This is a genomic window from Bacillus sp. PAMC28748 (genome assembly GCF_014250415.1).
In the GTDB taxonomy this organism is placed as follows: domain Bacteria; phylum Bacillota; class Bacilli; order Bacillales; family Bacillaceae; genus Bacillus; species Bacillus licheniformis.
In genome coordinates this window covers 67,853-85,155 of sequence record NZ_CP060192.1, presented here as the reverse complement: position 1 = coordinate 85,155, position 17,303 = coordinate 67,853, and the positions used below count along the sequence as shown (strand labels likewise).

Genomic DNA, 17,303 nt, shown 5'->3' with positions numbered 1-17,303 from the left:
CGGTATGCCGGCTTTTTAACGTTTTGGCGGTCTGTACCCCGCATCACGCGCCTCCTGTTCTGTGCAGAACCAGCGAGCGACGTTTTTCGTGCGGTCATAATATGTACTGCCCGGTGTATGATAAATATGGTTGACGCTTCCTTTGATTTTGCACTCCTGTTTGCTTTCAGCGCTGCTTTTCTTGGCGGCGGGCGTGCTGTGTGACGCTTCGGCCTGAGCGGCGGCGCTCTTTTCTTTTACAGAGGTTTCGGCACTGCCGCTTTTTTCTTCAGCCTTGGCCAGTTTTTCTGTCAGCGATTTTGTTTTTTTCGTAAGCGAATCTTTTTCTTTTGTCAGTTTTTCGTTTTCTTTTTTTAATGTGTCATTCTCCGCTTTGACTGCCTTCAGTTTTTTGTTTGCCTGTTTGACCTGCTGCTTTAATGCGGTTTGCTCCTTTTGCAAAGCGCTGTGTTCAGTTTTCAGTTCCTGAAGCTCGGTTGTCAGATCCTCCGTTTTTTTCTCATCGGCGGCATATGTTTCCTCATCGTAATAAGGTGCAGAGATGATCAGGAGGAGAAGTCCGCCGGCAAAACAAGGATAAAAGAGTTTCCTGGAAAACCTTTTGCCTGGAGAAAAAATCCTTCTGATCAAATGAAATACAAGATAGCAGATGGAAAAAAGGAAGGATAAAAACCCGATCAGCATGATAGATTCCATGATTCGTCTCCTTTCTTAATTGATAACTATATTTTAGCTTAAAAAGAAAAAAATGTTTATACCGAAAAAACTTCTTGCAAATCTAAATATTCAAACGTAAAATAAAGAAATCATTTAAAAACCGAATATGCAGCTTATAAAGAGAGATGGAGGGACTGGCCCGGTGAAATCTCAGCAACCTGCAGCAGTGCAAGGTGCTAAATCCAGCAGAATGTCAGGCGCATTCTGAAAGATAAGTTGAACAACTCTTTCAGGCGGCTGAAAGAGTTTTTTTATTTTGAAGGAGGAGATCAACATGAACAAGTTATTAAAATGGACTTCTGCGCTGGGACTGGCCTTGAGCCTGGCGCTTCTGGCCGCGTGCGGAAACAATGCCGCAAGCGACGGCAAAACGATCAAAATAGGCGCCACTGCAGGACCGTATTACGATATGGTCAAAAAAGCGATTCAACCTGAGCTTGAGAAAAAAGGCTACAAAGTGGAGGTGATCGAATTCACCGATTATGTACAGCCGAATACTGCGTTAAGTGAAGGCGAGCTCGACGCGAATTTGTTTCAGCATGAGGTTTTTATGAAATCATACAATCAAGAAAACAATAAAAATCTTGCGGCTCTCATTTCTGTGCCGACTGCTCCGATGGGGCTCTATTCTGCCAAATATAACGACTTGAACGATGTCAAAAGCGGAGCGGAAGTGGCTGTTCCAAACGATCCGGCCAATGCTGCCAGGGCATTTTTAACCCTTCAGGATCAGGGGCTGATTCGGCTGAAAAGCGATGTCGACACATTGAAAGCCTCTGTGCAGGACATTGCGGAAAATCCGAAAAAGCTGACATTTAAACAGCTTGAATCCGCCAATCTTCCAAGAGCTGTCGATGACCTGGATATCGCGGCCGTCCCGGGAAATTTCGCTCTCTCCGCCAATATGAAGCTGCAGGACGCCCTAGCGCTTGAGAACATGCCCGACCGCTACCGCAACCAAGTGGTAGTGGATGAAAAAAACAAAGACAAGCCATTCGCCAAAGATCTCAAAGAAGCGGTAAAATCCAAAGCTTTCGAGGAGACGATCGATCGGGAATTCGCCGGTTTCGGAAAGCCGAAATGGATGACGCAATCATAAAAAAATTCCCCCTTTAAAAAGGGGGTTTTTATGTTGAAAATCGAAAACGTGTCAATTGAAAAAAATGGGCAAAACGAATAGAATCTAGAGGGAATGATAAAGAGAAAGAAGGAAACGCTATGCCGCGCACATTATGGCTTTTGGTCATCGGAATGTTTATCAATGTCACGGGGGCATCTTTTTTATGGCCGCTGAATACCATCTATATCCATCAGCATTTGGGAAAGTCGCTGACAGCGGCCGGATTTGTGCTGATGCTGAACTCAGGGGCAAATGTGCTGGGCAACCTGTTCGGGGGATATCTATTCGATAAAATCGGCGGATTTAAAACGGTTGTTCTTGGAATTGTGATCACGTTTGCGAGCCTTTCTGGCCTCGTCTTTTTTCACGATTGGTTCCAGTACATTCTTTTCTTAACGTTGGCCGGTTTTGGATCAGGGATCGTTTTTCCGGCATGCTATGCAATGGCCGGATCAGTTTGGCCGGAAGGCGGCAGAAAGCCGTTCAACGCTGTATACGTGGCCCAAAATGCAGGTGTGGCAGTTGGCTCAGCGCTCGGCGGAATTGTCGCTTCTTTTTCATTTACGTATGTTTTTCTCGCGAATGCGATGCTGTACGCCGTCTTCTTCATGATTGCGTTTTTCGGATTTAAACGCATCCGGTCTGAAAAAGCCATGCAGTCATCTGTTTTGGATCATGCCGATTCAGTCAGCGGGAAATCGAAATTTTCTGCGCTTTTGGTCATATGTACGGGCTACCTGCTCGGCTGGATCGCTTATTCGCAATGGTCCTCGACCATCGCTTCACATACCCAGGAGCTGGGGATATCTCTTGGGCAGTACAGCGTGCTTTGGACAGTGAACGGGGCGCTCATCGTTTTCGGTCAGCCGCTGATCGGTTTTTTTGTGAAACGGTTTGCCGAATCGCTGAAAAACCAAATCGTGATCGGATTTGTCATTTTTATGATGGCATACGGAATTTTGTTTGGCGCTGAACGGTTTCCGGCTTTTCTTGCTGCGATGGTTGTGCTGACCATTGGCGAAATGCTTGTATGGCCGGCTGTGCCGACGATTGCAAACCGTCTCGCACCGAGAGGGAAAGAAGGGTTTTATCAAGGGTTTGTCAACAGTATGGCGACCGGCGGAAGAATGATCGGACCGCTTTTTGGCGGAATGCTGGTTGATTATTTTAGTATGCAGCTTTTGCTCGCGGTTCTGCTCGCATTGCTGCTGATTGCAATAGGAACGGCGCTTTTATACGACAGGAAGGAAAAGCAGCTCTCCGCTCAGTCAGATGCATGAGTAATATAGAAAAAATAGGTAATTGTAATTATTCGAAAATGAATCGAAGGAATCAAGATTATCAACCAAATCTTCACATATAATGGAAGAAACAAGCTTTTTTTCTTCTCAGACAGAACACATTTTCTGTATGGTAGTATCGAATATCATCGCAAGGGGTCTAGGGGGGCTGCTCGATGGCCTGAAGTCGCTTGACTAAACTAAGGGCTTTAGGAAGGTGATGAAGATGCTGCATCAAGTTTTGGTTGCTTGTTTGATTGGAGGGATTATGGGGGTTCTCGGGCACGTTAAAAAAAGAGGACGACTCGAGAAACCGAGAACAACGAAACGATTCATTTACCTTGGATTTTTTGAAGATATTCTTGTCGGAATGGTTGCTTCTATTTTGCTTGTTTTATCTGCGGAACCTGATTCGGGAATTCAGCTTGTCGTGTTATCGATCATTGCCGGCTACGGCGGTGAAGCTGTATTGAGAAGCTTTGACTTTGTCAGAGAACAGCAGGCAAATGTACAGAACTCCGAACGGCAAAACAAATCTCCACACGATTAAGATCCTCACTCTTACCCTTTTTTCAGCACATTCCCATTGTATACAAACCTGCTTGCACTTATGAACAGAATTCTATAAAATACAGATAAGATTACGGTTACGGCAAGAACAGTGAAGAGGAGCAGTAAGAAGCCCATTTTGTTTCAGAGAGTTGACGGCTGGTGAAAGTCAATCAAATGAGCTTCCGAACTCGCCTCAGAGTTGCAGCAGTGATAAGCTGCTGCCGCGTATCTGCGTTACAGATATCAAGTGAGTGTGCCGCGTGCACACTAACAAGGGTGGTACCGCGGGAAATCTCTCGTCCCTTCTTAGGGATGGGAGAGTTTTTTTGATTTTAGAATAATCTGAATATAACGCTGCCAGTCCCGTCCATACTTGAAGACAAAGAAGCCGTACACATATTCAAAGGAGGTTTTTACAATTGAGCTTTGACCATCAAACAATCGAGAAAAAGTGGCAGGACTATTGGCTGAAAAATAAAACGTTTGCCACTCGTGAAGATAAATCCAAACCTAAATTTTATGCATTGGACATGTTTCCGTATCCGTCGGGCGCAGGCCTTCACGTCGGACACCCTGAAGGCTATACAGCAACTGACATTTTGTCCCGCATGAAACGGATGCAAGGGTACAATGTCCTCCATCCGATGGGCTGGGATGCATTCGGGCTTCCTGCCGAGCAATATGCGCTAGATACGGGAAACGATCCTGCCGTCTTCACCGAGCAGAACATTGACAACTTCCGCCGCCAGATCAGAGCGCTCGGCTTTTCGTATGATTGGGACAGAGAAGTCAACACAACAGATCCGGACTACTATAAATGGACGCAGTGGATTTTCTTAAAGCTTTACGAAAAAGGTCTCGCTTATGTAGATGAGGTCCCTGTAAACTGGTGTCCTGCGCTTGGAACCGTTCTTGCCAATGAAGAAGTCATCGACGGCAAAAGCGAACGCGGCGGACATCCTGTAGAACGCCGTCCAATGAAGCAGTGGATGCTGAAAATTACCGCTTATGCCGACCGCCTGCTTGAAGACCTGGAAGAACTCGACTGGCCGGAAAGCATTAAAGAAATGCAGCGCAACTGGATCGGCCGTTCTGAAGGGGCGCATGTTCATTTTGCGGTCGACGGCACCAATGAAACGTTTACGGTTTTCACCACGCGGCCTGACACATTATTCGGTGCGACATATGCCGTGCTGGCTCCGGAGCATGATTTGGTTCAAAAAATCACAACGCCTGAACAGAAAGACGCAGTCAACGCCTATATTGAAGAAGTTCAATCAAAGAGCGACTTGGAGCGGACAGACCTTGCCAAAACAAAGACAGGCGTCTTCACAGGTGCATATGCGGTTAATCCGGCAAACGGAGAAAAAATTCCGGTCTGGATTGCGGACTATGTCTTGGCTACATACGGGACCGGGGCGGTCATGGCCGTTCCTGCCCATGATGAGCGGGACCATGAATTTGCATCAGCATTCGGGCTGCCGATCAAAGAAGTCGTCAAAGGCGGGGATGTTGAGAAAGAAGCATATACAGGCGACGGCGAACATATCCATTCAGATTTTCTGAACGGTCTTGATAAAGCGGCTGCGATCGAAAAAATGATCCAGTGGCTTGAGGAAAACGGGAAGGGCGAGAAAAAAGTAACATACCGCCTCCGCGACTGGCTGTTCAGCCGTCAGCGCTACTGGGGCGAGCCGATCCCGATCATCCATTGGGAAGACGGCACATCGACTCCGGTTCCTGAAGAAGAGCTGCCGCTGATCTTGCCGAAAACGTCGGAAATCAAACCGAGCGGAACGGGTGAGTCCCCTCTTGCGAATATTAAAGAATGGGTGGAAGTGACAGATCCTGAAACAGGCAAAAAGGGAAGACGCGAAACGAATACGATGCCGCAATGGGCGGGAAGCTGCTGGTACTTCCTGCGCTACATTGATCCGAAGAACCCGAACGAGCTGGCTTCCCCTGAAAAATTAAAGGAATGGCTTCCTGTCGATATGTATATCGGAGGGGCGGAGCACGCCGTTCTTCACTTATTGTATGCGCGCTTCTGGCATAAATTCCTTTATGACATCGGGGTCGTTCCGACGAAAGAGCCGTTCAAACAGCTTTATAACCAAGGGATGATTCTTGGCGAAAACAATGAAAAAATGAGCAAATCCAAAGGCAATGTCGTCAATCCGGACGAAATTGTGGAGACGCATGGCGCGGACACGCTCCGGCTGTACGAAATGTTCATGGGACCTTTGGATGCATCGATCGCCTGGTCAACGACAGGGCTTGACGGAGCCCGCCGCTTCCTTGACCGCGTATGGCGTTTGTTTATCGATGACAATGGCGGGTTAAACGAGAAGATCGTTGAAGGAGCCGGCGAAACGCTTGAGCGCGTCTACCATGAAACGGTCATGAAAGTAACGGACCATTTCGAAGGTCTGCGCTTTAATACAGGCATTTCACAGCTGATGGTCTTCATCAATGAAGCATATAAAGCTGATCAGCTTCCGAAAGAATACATGGAAGGCTTCGTGAAATTGCTTTCTCCTGTCGCGCCTCATTTGGCTGAAGAGCTCTGGAACCGCCTCGGTCATGAGGAAACGATCGCGTATGAAGCATGGCCTGTCTATGATGAAGCGAAGCTCGTGGATGATGAAATTGAAATCGTCGTTCAGCTGAACGGAAAGGTGAAAGCGAAGCTGAACGTTCCAGCCGACGCGGACAAAGAACAGCTTGAAGAGCTGGCGAAAAACAATGAAAAAGTAAAAGAACAGCTAGAAGGAAAAACGATCAGAAAAGTGATCGCTGTGCCTGGAAAGCTTGTAAATATTGTTGCAAATTAATGGCGAAAGCCCCTTCAATCCGAAGGGGCTTTTTCTGTCATTCCGCCGAAAGGATGATAATATTTCAGACGATCGCTTCGTTTCAAATGATCCATGACCGCTTAAAATGGGAAAAAAGGAGATGATCATGATGCATTTTTCCGATTTTTCCGCCGTACAGGTCAGAATCGCCCGGCCTACAGACCGTTTTGACGAAATCGTTGCATTTTACGAAAAGGGGCTGGGGCTGAAAAAGCTTGGCGGTTTTTCCGGCCACCACGGGTATAATGGCGTCATGTTCGGCCTGCCGAATGTCCAATACCACCTTGAATTCACCTCACATATCGAAGGAAGCCCTTGTCCGGCACCGACTAAAGACAATCTGCTCGTTTTTTATATTCCTGATCCGGAGGAAATCAGGAGCATATTAAATAGGCTCGCTGACATGGGCTATGACGAAGTGCCGCCTGAAAATCCGTATTGGAAGGAAAAAGGGGCAACGGTGGAAGATCCGGACGGCTGGCGGATCGTGCTGATGAATACCGAAGGCATATAGGGATGTTATGTCTGTTCCCATTCTCTTGCCTTCCTGCGGACGATATCCGTAAAAGCCGCCATAGCAGGAGAAAGCCATTTGTTTTTATGATAAACCATTTGAGTGGAAAACAGGGCGTCGCGGACCAGCGTGCCCTGAAGCTTTCCTTCTTCGATATCAGTGCGCGTTGTGATCAAAGGAAGAAGGGAGACGCCCAAACCGCACATTACGCATTGTTTAATCGCTTCGACACTCCAAAACTCCATCGTATGGCCGGCAATGACTCCCCTTTGACGTAAATATTCCTCAAAAAAATCACGGTAGCTGCAGCCGTGCTCGGTATATAAAAACGTTTCATTTGCGTTAAAAGTCAAATCATCAAGAGCTTTTTGTCCTGCCGGGTGTTCTTTGGGAAAGATGAACACCATCGGCTCATTGACCAGCTTTTCAACATGAAGGTCGTTTTCTTTCCGGTCGTTGTCCAAAAGAAAAGCGACATCGATTTTTCCCTGTTTCAATTCGTCTCTCAGCTGCCAGCACGTGGAAGACTTTAAAGTGACCGTGACCTGCGGATATTTGCTTGTAAATTCGTGAAGAATGGCGGGCAGCCTGTATACCGTTAAAGATTCCGAGGCGCCGATGATCAAGTTTCCCGACGGCTCCTGGTCGTTTTCCGGAATGTGCCTCGCTTTTTCATACAGCTCGACCATTTCTGCGGCATAAGGGAGAAGGTGCTTTCCCGCTTCTGTCAGCATCATTTTTTTCCCGAGCCGGTAGAACAGCGGCTTTCTTAATTCTTGTTCGATTGCTTGAACGTGCGAAGTCACAGTGGACTGTGCATATCCTAAATAATCGGCAGCACGGGTAAAACCGCCGATATCCACGATTGTTTTAAATGTTTTCAAGTGTCGGATCTCCATCTCGTCCATCTCCCTTTTTTATCTTATATCGAAAAATTCGAAGTTGCAGATCGATAATATCTATTTTACTGATGAATCGAACATGATTACAATCATTTTAAACGACTTTGTGAAAGGATTGTATTCGTATGAGAGAAAAAAAGCTTGGTCCTTTATTGTTAAGCGGGCTGATGACGGGGCCCATTTTAGGATCCGGAATCATTCTGCTGCCTCCGATGATTCATCAGACAGCTGGAGACTACGCGATTTTTGCGTGGCTGTTGATGCTGGGAATCGGTTTTTTATTTGCCTGGGTTTTTGCCAGATTAAGCGTCGAGTATCCGAATGATGCCGGGATTGCTTATGCGGCTGAAAAAGCGTTCGGGTCGCGTGTTAAAAAGTTGGCAGTCTTTTATTTTATCATGGCTGCGAGCTTCGGCCCCGCCGCCGTATTAATGACGGCCGGCGAATATATTCATTCTCTTGCGGCAGGCACGGCATTCCCTGCTGAACTGTACGGCTTTGTTTTTTTCATCTTTTGTATGGTTATCCTTTGCTTTAATCTTTCATTTGTCGGCATGGTTGCACTCATTTTTTCCACTGCCGCGGCGCTTATCCTGTTTGGAAGCAGCGCGGCTTCCGTGCCTTACTTCCGTGAGGGGCCTCTCGTAGACGGAACATTTCAGTTTACCGATTTTGGCCGCGGATTGCTGCTCCTGTTCTGGGCATTGGTCGGATGGGAAATCGTCGGCAACTACAGCATGGAAGTGAAAAACCGCGGGAAAACGATTCCACGGGCTGTCGTGATCAGCAGCCTGACGGTAACGGTCATATATTTGGCGACCGCGGCAGCTGTTCAGTGGATTGATCCTGGATTCTTCGCAAACGGACAATTGAAGCTGGCGATGATGCTGACGCCGTTGTTCGGATCTTTTGCATTGCCGGTGATCGCAGTGCTCACCGCTGTCCTCTGTATGTGTGCTTATTTTCAGGTGACAGGCGGAGCAGCCAGGCTGGTGGCCTCGCAGGCCGGCGGGCTGTTTGCCTACAGATCAAGGGGAAATCAGCCGACTGCAGCGCTGGGGCTTATATTTCTCATCCATACGATCGTTTTCGTCTGCCTTATGTTTCACTTTCTTAATGTTGAGACGCTGGTTCTGATCGCAAACGCCTTTTTCATCTGCAACTCGCTGTGCGGTCTTGCCGCAGCTTACAAGCTGTTATCAGGCCGCATTTACAAAAAAGTATGCCTCTTTCTCATGGGGGGCTTCATGCTGCTTATTTTGTTTTCATCATCGTGGGTATTACTGTTTATCATGCTTGCCAGCGCATTGTTTGTTGTGAACTTCCGCCAACTTAACATCTGGAAAAAGGTAAAACGCCCTTTCAAATCGTATTAATGAATCAAACGAAAAAAGAAAGGGGAATACGATGCGCAGTCAACTTTTCAAACTGCTCGGCGATTTGCCGGGGAAAAAAAGCATTGATGCGAGCACTCTTAAAATCGAAGAAAAGTCATCTTTTATTCTCGAAACGCTTTTGCTTGATTTAAACGGAATTGAAGCGGTGCCGGCCTATTTTGCAAAACCGAAACAGATGAACGGCAAGCGGCCGGCCGTGCTTTACTGTCATTCACACGGAGGGCGCTACGAAAGGGGAAAGGAGGAGCTGGTTGAAGGAGCGGAGTACTTGCAAGCGCCGCCGTTCGCCGAGGAATTGACGGCTTTGGGATTCTCCGTGCTTGCGATTGATCATTGGGCTTTCGGAGACAGGCGTGGCAAAACGGAGAGTGAGATATTTAAAGAAATGCTTTGGACAGGGCGGGTGATGTGGGGAATGATGGTTTTCGACAGCATCAGAGCCATCGATTATCTGAAAATGAGGGAGGACATAGACGAAAGCCGCATCGCTTCACTCGGCATGTCGATGGGAGGTCTGATGGCCTGGTGGACTGCTGCATTGGATGAGCGGGTCAGCGTATGCGTTGATATATGCGCTCAGGTGGACAGCGAAGCATTAATCAAGACGCAGAATTTGGACCGCCACAATCTCTATTCTTATGTTCCAGGGCTGGTCAAACACTTTTCAACCGCTCAAATCGAAAGCTTGATCGCTCCAAGGCCTCATTTAAGCCTGGTCGGAACCGCAGATAAACTGACGCCGGTTCAAGGGATTGACATTATTGAAGAAAAGCTGTCCGATGTGTATATAGAAAAAGGCGCAGGTGAACGCTATGAAGTGTTTCGTTCTCATTCAGGGCACCTCGAGACAGCCGGAATGAGGCATAAAGCGGTCGGTTTCTTAAAAACATGGCTGTAAAACAGGAGGCGATAACCGTGAAAAAGGTGACGATCGTCGGAGGGAACGGCACGGTCGGCCGCGTATTAGCGGGCGGATTGGCAGGCGAAGGGTATGAGGTGACAGTGCTGGATTTAAAAGAACCGGATGACAAACAGGCTGTCCGTTTTATCCGGGTGGATGCGACAGATTACAACGAAGTCGTCAAAAGCATTCCTGCACAGACGAATGCGCTGATCAATCTTTTGGCTGTAAAGCCGTCGGGCGATTTGCTTGACCGGCAGGAGTTTGCGAAAATGACGGATATCTTTTTTAAAGCGACATATACGATTTTGCGGGCGGCGGCGGAGCTCGGCGTGCCGAAAGTGGTATTTGCCAGCAGCAACCATGTGACAGATGTATATGAAAAGGGCGGCGATTCTCTGTTGGGGAGGCAGATCAACACAAATGACTACCCGCAGTCCAAAAGCTTGTACGGCTTGCTAAAATTGGCGTCCGAAAATCTCGGCTACCTTTTCTCGCACCAATTAGACGCCAAGGTTTCCGTCATCAATCTGCGGATCGGGACAGCTGCTGAAAATGAGCTAGAAACGCTGCACGCAAAACCGAGAAGCAAAAAAACGCTTTTATCCCACCCCGACCTCATCGGAATCTTTAAAGCCGCGATCGAATCCGGCAAAACATATGGTACATATTATGCTGTCAGCGACAATAAGGGGCGGCCGTGGTCGATCGATTCCGCCATTCGGGAACTGGGGTACAGGCCGCAAGTCAGCGCCTCTGACATCCTTGATGAAGACTGACGTATCATCTTCTAAGGTGATGATCTTTTTCTCCGCTTTCCTGCTCCTGCTTAAAAAATGATTATAGACGCTCTCCTTTCTGTCTGCTACATTTTAGACACGATATCGTAATATTTTGACAGCGCTTACAAGGAGGGGGAATAACGATCAGGCATTCTGCTGGAAGCCGCGTGTTTGACATATTGAATTATTCATTTTTAACAGGGTTCGGATTGGTTTGTGTGCTGCCGTTCATCCACGTTATTGCAGCCTCTTTTGCGACAGTCGAGGAGGTTATTTCGAAAAAGTTTATTTTAATACCGACGACTTTTTCGCTGGATGCGTACAGGTATATTTTTTCAACTGACATTGTGTACAGGAGCTTAATCGTTTCTATTCTTGTCACAGCCGTAGGGACGGCGGTCAGCATGTTTCTTTCCTCTTTAATGGCATACGGGCTGTCGAGAAAGGAGCTGATGGGAAGGCGCGTCCTGATGTTCTTGGTCGTGTTCACGATGCTGTTCAGCGGAGGGATGATCCCGACCTTTCTCGTCGTAAAATCGCTCGGATTGCTCGATACCTATTGGTCTCTGATTCTTCCGACCGCCATCAATGCGTTTAACTTGATTATTTTAAAGAACTTTTTTCAAAACATACCGTCAAGCCTCGAGGAATCCGCCAAAATCGACGGCTGCAATGACATCGGCATCTTCTTCCGCATCATTCTTCCGTTGTCTTTGCCGGCGATCGCGACGATTTCGCTGTTTTACGCCGTCACCTATTGGAATACGTACATGCAGGCGATTCTGTACTTGAGCGATGCGACAAAATGGCCGATACAAGTTTTGCTTCGACAGATTGTCATCGTATCAAGCGGTATGCAAGGGGATATGACGGAAATGGGAGCAGCCGCGGCGCCGCCGGAACAAACGATCAAAATGGCGGTCATTGTCGTTGCAACCATACCTGTGCTGCTCGTGTATCCGTTTATTCAAAAACACTTTGCAAAAGGCGCTCTTTTAGGGTCAATTAAAGGATAAAAACGGAGGGGACAATATGGGGAAAAAATGGCTGATCCCGATTTTTGCGTTCGTGCTTTTGGCCGGCGGACTGCTTGGCTGTTCGAACAGTGGAGCAGACCAGGCTTCTTCGAAGGAGGAGAAAGTCGATTTGAACTCGCCTTTGGACTTGAGCTGGATGGTGATCCTTTACCATCAGCAGCCGCCGAAGGACACGGCGATTAAAAAAATCGAGGAACTCACCAATACTAAGCTCGATTTAATGTGGGTGCCTGATGCGGTAAAAGAGGACCGTTTAAACTCAGCGCTCGCCGCCGGAAACCTGCCGAAAGTCGTCACCATTCAGGACATTAAAAATTCATCTGTCATGAATGCATTCAGATCGGGGATGTTTTGGGAAGTCGGACCTTATTTAAAGGATTATCCGAATTTAAGCAAGATGAACAAGCTGATCAATAAAAACGCTTCAATCGACGGAAAGCTTTATGGCATCTACAGGGAGCGCCCATTATCAAGACAGGGGATCGTCATCCGTAAAGACTGGCTTGACAACCTTGGACTCGATATGCCGAAGACAGTTGATGAACTTTACGAAACAGCGAAGGCATTTACAGAAAAAGATCCTGATCAAAACGGGAAAAACGATACGATCGGCTTTGCCGACAGAAACGATTTGATCTACGGCGCCTTTAAAACATTGGGGTCCTATATGGGCATGCCGACTGATTGGGAGGAAAAAGACGGCAAGTTCACGCCTGACTTCATGACAAAAGAGTACATGGATACGATGAAATATATGAAAAAGCTGTATGATGAAGGGCTGATCAACAAAGACTTTCCGGTGACGAGCAAAACGCAGCAGCAAGAAATGTTTTCACAAGGGAAGGCCGGCATTTATGTCGGAAATATGGTTGATGCCGTCAATCTAAGAGACCAGTCTGTCGATGATAAAATGGAACTTGAGATCATCAATCGGATCAAAGGGCCGGACGGAAAGGAACGCGTCTGGGCATCAGGCGGGCATAACGGAATCTTTGCCTTCCCGAAAACTAGCGTCAAAACAGAAAAAGAGCTGAAGAGGATTCTGGCCTTTTTCGACCGGATCGCCGAAGAGGATGTTTACAGTCTGATGACATACGGGATCGAAGGCGTTCACTATAAAAAAGAAGGGAATAAACAATTCAAACGGATCGACGAGAAACTGAAAGACTGGCAGGCGGAAATTCAGCCGCTCGTTTCTCTCGTCGGCATTGATAAGCAATATTTGAAAAATACGGGCGATCCGCTCCGCACAAAATATGAAGAGCTGACAGAGGACAATAACGAAATCATCGTCTCAAACCCGGCCGAAAGCCTGTACTCACCGGCCGCATCTGAAAGAGGCGATGAACTGCAAAAGATCATTGATGATGCCACATACCAATTCATTCTCGGCAAAATCAATGAAAGCCAGTTCGAGAAAGCGGTTGAAAAATGGCGCACGAACGGCGGAAATCAAGTCATAGAAGAATATGAGGAGTCATTTAAAAAAGCAGAAAAATAGAAGACAATCCCGGGGAGCCGGGATTGTCAGCGTGTCGACAAACCTTCGCATTCGTTGTCAGGCCTGCGCGTCGGTGCTCACGAATTCCAACATTCGCTGCGCTCCGATGCTCGGCCTTCCTAGACTGCAAGGGTTTTCAATCACGCTGAAAGGATGACAAAATCCCAAAACTAAAAGTCGTTTTGGGATTTTGTCAACAATGTAGACAATCCCGAGGAGCCGGGATTGTCTTTTTATGCCGAATGGTTTTTCAGCTCGCGGTATTTGCCGGGTGTGATTCCTTCCAGCTTTTTAAATGAACGGATGAAATTCTGCGGATTTTTGTATTTCAGTTTTTCGGAAATTTCTTTTACGGACATAGTCGTTTCCGTCAGCCAGTTTTTCGCGATATGATGCCTGTATGATGACAAGTATTCGCTGAACGATATTTTCATTTCCTTCCTGAAGATGCTGCTTAAATAATTGGGGTTGTAATGAAGCCTTCCTGCGATCGATTCGAGCGTCAAGTCCGTGTCGAATTCCTGCTGGATAATATGGACGATTTTTTCTGAGATGTTTTTGTATTGCGATTCTTCTCTGATGCTGAGTGTATCGATCATTTTAATGATAATCTGCGCGTTCAGCCAGCTTTCAATTTCCTCGATGGTCGTCAGCTCAAAGACGTCGTCGTACAGCATCGTATTTTCGTTCGGCTCAAAAATCTCGATTCCGAGCAAATGCATAAATTCAATCAAGTTGTTCAACAGCCTTGCAATCGCAATCTGGCAGTGATGCGGATTCATGTTTTCAGAACAAATCGACTCAAGAAGAAGGTGTAGCTGTTCGGCCGCTTGTTTACGGTTGCACGTTTTAATGGCTTCAAACAGTTCATTTTGAATCTGCTTCGGAAACTGGGTTAAAAACGCTTTGTTGCGGTCAAGGTGTTCATAGAAAATCACCGCGTGTTTTCCGGATTTCAGACGGTATGTCAGTGCTTCAAGCCCTTCCAAATAACCGCGCTTTGACATTGCAAGACTTGTAAATGGCTGGCTGATGCCGATGCTGACGAACAACCCAAGCTCTTCATGAATTTTATCCTTAATGGCTGATGCGGTATGCTCTAAGTCTTCCTGAAACCTTTCCAGCGGCTGTCCGCGATTCAGCATGATGATGGTCTGCGTTTTATCAATGACAACCGGCGGAAGGCGCTTATTCTTGGGCACAGATCGTTCGACAAGGCTGTTGATCGCAAACAGCAGGACATCAAGATCCTTTTTTTCGTATGATGTGTCTTTCAATGTATCAATTTGCAGTGTGAATACCGACAGATGGCTCCAATCTTCAGGGAAGCCGAGCCCAGTAAAGCGGTCTTTGATTTCTTCTTCGCTCAGCTTGCCGAGCAATAGCCTTGTTAAAAAATACTGCTTCAGCTGGGTGACCTGCTGTTCGACGCGCACCTTCAGATCATGGTTTTTATTTTTCATTTCTTTAATGTTCCGTTCAATCAGTTCAAATTCGTTTTTCGGTTTCTCTTGGACGGAATCGGCTCCTGCAGAAAAGCCGGAGACGGATTCGTATAAAACCTTGATCGGCCTGTAAAAATGGCGTGAACCAAACCAGGAGAATAAATATGAAAGCGCTAACAAAATGAGGCAGATCGTAAACGTGAACCAGCCGATTGATGCCGTCTGCTGATAGAGTTCCGGAATGGTCGTTAACGAAACGTATATCCAATTATTATAATCTGATTTCTGGTATGTAATGTTATAGGCGGTGTCGCTGACTGTTGTATCAAACTGGCCGTTTTTTTCTTGGTGCCGGCGGATCGTTTTGAAGTAATTTTCTTGTTTGATCGATTGCCCGATCATTGACGGGTCTGAGTGAAGGATGATCCGTCCGTTGTCATCAAGCACCATCATGCTGTTTGTTTTTGAATGATCCGGCATGCGCTTGACAAGCGAACAAGAAGGAATGCTCGCGATCGCAAGGCCTCTGTTTTCCATGCTGTTCAGGGGAAGCTGTTTGACCAGATTGACGTTGTACAGGCAGTTTCCCGAAGCCCCTTCTTTTGTGGCGACAAGGCCGTTGTTTTTTTCAAGCACCCAGCTGGAACGGCTTTTTAAAGCGTTGTAAAGCGAGAGCGTGATGGCTTGTTTTCCCTGATCTAAAGGGTATAAACCGGAGTTGTTGATATACCACTTTTTTTCTTGGCTGATCAGCGTGATATCCGACAGATCGGTATCGAATGTCTGGAGTTCGTTTAATTCCTTGTTGATTTGGTTATACAGCTGAAAGCGTTCTGGTGTAATGGTGCGGCTGAGCGTCTGAATTAAAGGATAGGAACGGACGTAATTGGTGAAGGAATGGTCAACCGTTTTTAAAATATGTTCAATATTTAGCTGTGTCTGGCTAACGGTTTGGAGCTTTTCGTTTGTAACGTTTTGTTCAATCGTTTCCGCTGATCTCTGATAGGAAAAAAAGCCGACGATGATGACCGGAATGGTGCTCAGAATGAGAAAGAAGGTCACCAGTTTATAGTAAAACTTATATTGTTTTCTCTTCATAAATTCCCCCCCAACAAATCTTCGTTTGAGTTGTTCATATATAATTAATCCGACTTTTGTGTGAATTTGTCAATAATCATTTTCTAACCATCGTTTCATTTTATTAGGTTTTGCCGGCTGCCGGGCGAGGTGCGGCCGATGTGATGATATGATTGTAGATTTATTTTTTCATGGTGGGATAAAGTGAAAGCAAACATCACGAAGGGAGGCCGTTTATGAAAGCAGCCGATGTCCAGACCGGAAAAAATCCGGCCCTTGTTGTTGGAAAAAAACGAAAGACGCGTTTTTGGGAAAAGCTTCTCCAGCAAAAATATTTATATTTGATGATTTTGCCGGGACTGATTTATTTTTTGCTTTTTAAGTATGTGCCGATGTGGGGGATTGTCATAGCGTTTCAGGATTACCAGCCGTTTCTCGGCATAACGGGGAGCGAATGGGTGGGCTTTAAGCATTTTGAAAGGCTGTTTACCGAACCGACGTTTTTTATGCTGTTGAAGAATACATTGATTTTGTTTTTTCTCAACCTTGTTGTATTCTTTCCGATACCGATTATTTTGGCGCTTTTATTGAATGAAGTCAGAGTCGCATTGTTCAAAAAGTTTGTCCAGACGCTGATCTATATTCCGCATTTTATGTCATGGGTCATTGTGGTATCGCTTTCATTCGTCCTGTTGACTGTTGACGGAGGATTGATCAATGAGATTATCGCCTACTTCGGCGGAGAAAAGATCAATTTTTTGCTGAATGAAAGCTGGTTCAGGCCGGTGTACATTCTTCAGGTCATCTGGAGGGAAGCCGGCTGGTCGACGATCATCTATTTGGCGGCGATTACAGCTGTCGATCCGCAGCTTTACGAAGCGGCGAAAATGGACGGGGCCAATCGCCTGAGGAGGATGTGGCATGTCACACTTCCCGCGATCAGAAGCGTCATCGTCGTTTTGCTGATCTTGAAAATCGGCGATACGCTCGAACTCGGCTTTGAGCATGTGTATCTGCTTTTGAATGCAACGAACCGCGAAGTGGCCGAAATCTTTGATACGTATGTATACACGGCCGGGTTAAAGCAGGGACAGTTCAGCTACAGTACAGCCGTCGGTTTATTTAAAGCAGCTGTCGGTCTCATTCTTGTCGTATTTGCAAACAGGATGGCGAAGAAATTTGGAGAAGAAGGGATATATTAATATTTTTTGATGAAAGGAATT

At 46.6% G+C, this 17,303-nt stretch carries 14 protein-coding genes, 1 riboswitch and 1 other annotated feature; of the genes, 11 read left to right on the top strand and 3 right to left on the bottom strand.

Features of this window, described 5'->3' with window-relative positions; genetic code table 11:
- Positions 1–15 precede the first annotated feature (15 nt).
- Positions 16–696, bottom strand: a complete 681-nt coding sequence (locus H7F26_RS00415) for a sunset domain-containing protein (RefSeq protein WP_003184556.1) — start codon at positions 694–696, stop codon at positions 16–18.
- 131 nt (positions 697–827) lie between these two features.
- Positions 828–935: riboswitch (SAM riboswitch) on the top strand.
- Positions 936–991: 56 nt separating this feature from the next.
- Here H7F26_RS00415 and H7F26_RS00410 point away from each other — a divergent pair.
- The 5 genes from H7F26_RS00410 to H7F26_RS00390 all read left to right on the top strand — a co-directional run bounded on the left by H7F26_RS00410 (position 992) and on the right by H7F26_RS00390 (position 7,038).
- Positions 992–1,816, top strand: coding sequence for a MetQ/NlpA family ABC transporter substrate-binding protein (locus tag H7F26_RS00410; protein WP_003184554.1), 825 nt, complete (start codon positions 992–994; stop codon positions 1,814–1,816).
- A gap of 119 nt (positions 1,817–1,935) precedes the next feature.
- Positions 1,936–3,117, top strand: coding sequence for an MDR family MFS transporter (locus tag H7F26_RS00405; protein WP_017474671.1), 1,182 nt, complete (start codon positions 1,936–1,938; stop codon positions 3,115–3,117).
- Positions 3,118–3,337: 220 nt separating this feature from the next.
- The gene (locus H7F26_RS00400) at positions 3,338–3,667 is read left to right on the top strand and encodes a DUF4257 domain-containing protein (protein WP_016885609.1); all 330 of its coding nucleotides are present in this window, start codon (positions 3,338–3,340) and stop codon (positions 3,665–3,667) included.
- 102 nt (positions 3,668–3,769) lie between these two features.
- Positions 3,770–3,976: a binding site (T-box leader), on the top strand.
- A 112-nt stretch (positions 3,977–4,088) separates the two neighbouring features.
- Positions 4,089–6,503 (top strand): leucine--tRNA ligase, encoded by a 2,415-nt coding sequence (leuS, locus tag H7F26_RS00395; protein ID WP_003184546.1) that lies wholly within the window; start codon positions 4,089–4,091, stop codon positions 6,501–6,503.
- Between the two features lie 127 nt (positions 6,504–6,630).
- Positions 6,631–7,038 (top strand): VOC family protein, encoded by a 408-nt coding sequence (locus tag H7F26_RS00390; RefSeq protein ID WP_009329411.1) that lies wholly within the window; start codon positions 6,631–6,633, stop codon positions 7,036–7,038.
- 5 nt (positions 7,039–7,043) lie between these two features.
- On the opposite strand, the gene H7F26_RS00385 is transcribed toward H7F26_RS00390, so the two are convergent.
- Entirely contained in the window at positions 7,044–7,937 is an 894-nt protein-coding gene (locus tag H7F26_RS00385; RefSeq protein ID WP_017474668.1) for a LysR family transcriptional regulator, read from the bottom strand.
- A gap of 128 nt (positions 7,938–8,065) precedes the next feature.
- Here H7F26_RS00385 and H7F26_RS00380 point away from each other — a divergent pair, with 128 nt between their 5' ends.
- From H7F26_RS00380 to H7F26_RS00360, 5 genes are all read left to right on the top strand, one after another.
- Entirely contained in the window at positions 8,066–9,316 is a 1,251-nt protein-coding gene (locus H7F26_RS00380) for an APC family permease (RefSeq protein ID WP_017474667.1), read from the top strand.
- A gap of 31 nt (positions 9,317–9,347) precedes the next feature.
- Positions 9,348–10,235 carry a dienelactone hydrolase family protein gene (locus tag H7F26_RS00375; protein WP_017474666.1) on the top strand — a complete coding sequence of 296 codons (888 nt, stop codon included), beginning with the start codon at positions 9,348–9,350 and terminating at the stop codon, positions 10,233–10,235.
- Positions 10,236–10,252: 17 nt separating this feature from the next.
- A complete protein-coding gene (locus H7F26_RS00370) occupies positions 10,253–11,017 on the top strand; it encodes an NAD-dependent epimerase/dehydratase family protein (RefSeq protein WP_003184536.1) in 765 nt (254 codons plus the stop codon).
- Between the two features lie 146 nt (positions 11,018–11,163).
- On the top strand, positions 11,164–12,036 hold the full coding sequence (locus H7F26_RS00365; protein ID WP_171003035.1) for a carbohydrate ABC transporter permease: 873 nt from the start codon (positions 11,164–11,166) through the stop codon (positions 12,034–12,036).
- Between the two features lie 16 nt (positions 12,037–12,052).
- Positions 12,053–13,558 carry an extracellular solute-binding protein gene (locus tag H7F26_RS00360; protein WP_003184532.1) on the top strand — a complete coding sequence of 502 codons (1,506 nt, stop codon included), beginning with the start codon at positions 12,053–12,055 and terminating at the stop codon, positions 13,556–13,558.
- A gap of 233 nt (positions 13,559–13,791) precedes the next feature.
- Here the strand turns inward: H7F26_RS00360 and H7F26_RS00355 are convergent, their stop codons facing one another.
- Entirely contained in the window at positions 13,792–16,101 is a 2,310-nt protein-coding gene (locus H7F26_RS00355) for a helix-turn-helix domain-containing protein (protein WP_017474665.1), read from the bottom strand.
- Positions 16,102–16,316: 215 nt separating this feature from the next.
- Between H7F26_RS00355 and H7F26_RS00350 the strand changes: the two genes are divergently transcribed.
- On the top strand, positions 16,317–17,282 hold the full coding sequence (locus H7F26_RS00350) for an ABC transporter permease (protein WP_061566008.1): 966 nt from the start codon (positions 16,317–16,319) through the stop codon (positions 17,280–17,282).
- Positions 17,283–17,303: the final 21 nt, after the last annotated feature.

What these genes read in the sequence shown, in the direction of transcription:
- H7F26_RS00355 (WP_017474665.1), bottom strand. Translation starts at nt 16,101, where the DNA reads ATGAAGAGAAAACAATATAAGTTTTACTATAAACTGGTGACCTTCTTT.
- H7F26_RS00350 (WP_061566008.1), top strand. Translation starts at nt 16,317, where the DNA reads ATGAAAGCAGCCGATGTCCAGACCGGAAAAAATCCGGCCCTTGTTGTT.
- H7F26_RS00415 (WP_003184556.1), bottom strand. Translation starts at nt 696, where the DNA reads ATGGAATCTATCATGCTGATCGGGTTTTTATCCTTCCTTTTTTCCATC.
- H7F26_RS00385 (WP_017474668.1), bottom strand. Translation starts at nt 7,937, where the DNA reads ATGGAGATCCGACACTTGAAAACATTTAAAACAATCGTGGATATCGGC.
- H7F26_RS00400 (WP_016885609.1), top strand. Translation starts at nt 3,338, where the DNA reads ATGAAGATGCTGCATCAAGTTTTGGTTGCTTGTTTGATTGGAGGGATT.
- H7F26_RS00410 (WP_003184554.1), top strand. Translation starts at nt 992, where the DNA reads ATGAACAAGTTATTAAAATGGACTTCTGCGCTGGGACTGGCCTTGAGC.
- H7F26_RS00360 (WP_003184532.1), top strand. Translation starts at nt 12,053, where the DNA reads ATGGGGAAAAAATGGCTGATCCCGATTTTTGCGTTCGTGCTTTTGGCC.
- H7F26_RS00375 (WP_017474666.1), top strand. Translation starts at nt 9,348, where the DNA reads ATGCGCAGTCAACTTTTCAAACTGCTCGGCGATTTGCCGGGGAAAAAA.
- H7F26_RS00380 (WP_017474667.1), top strand. Translation starts at nt 8,066, where the DNA reads ATGAGAGAAAAAAAGCTTGGTCCTTTATTGTTAAGCGGGCTGATGACG.
- H7F26_RS00390 (WP_009329411.1), top strand. Translation starts at nt 6,631, where the DNA reads ATGATGCATTTTTCCGATTTTTCCGCCGTACAGGTCAGAATCGCCCGG.
- H7F26_RS00405 (WP_017474671.1), top strand. Translation starts at nt 1,936, where the DNA reads ATGCCGCGCACATTATGGCTTTTGGTCATCGGAATGTTTATCAATGTC.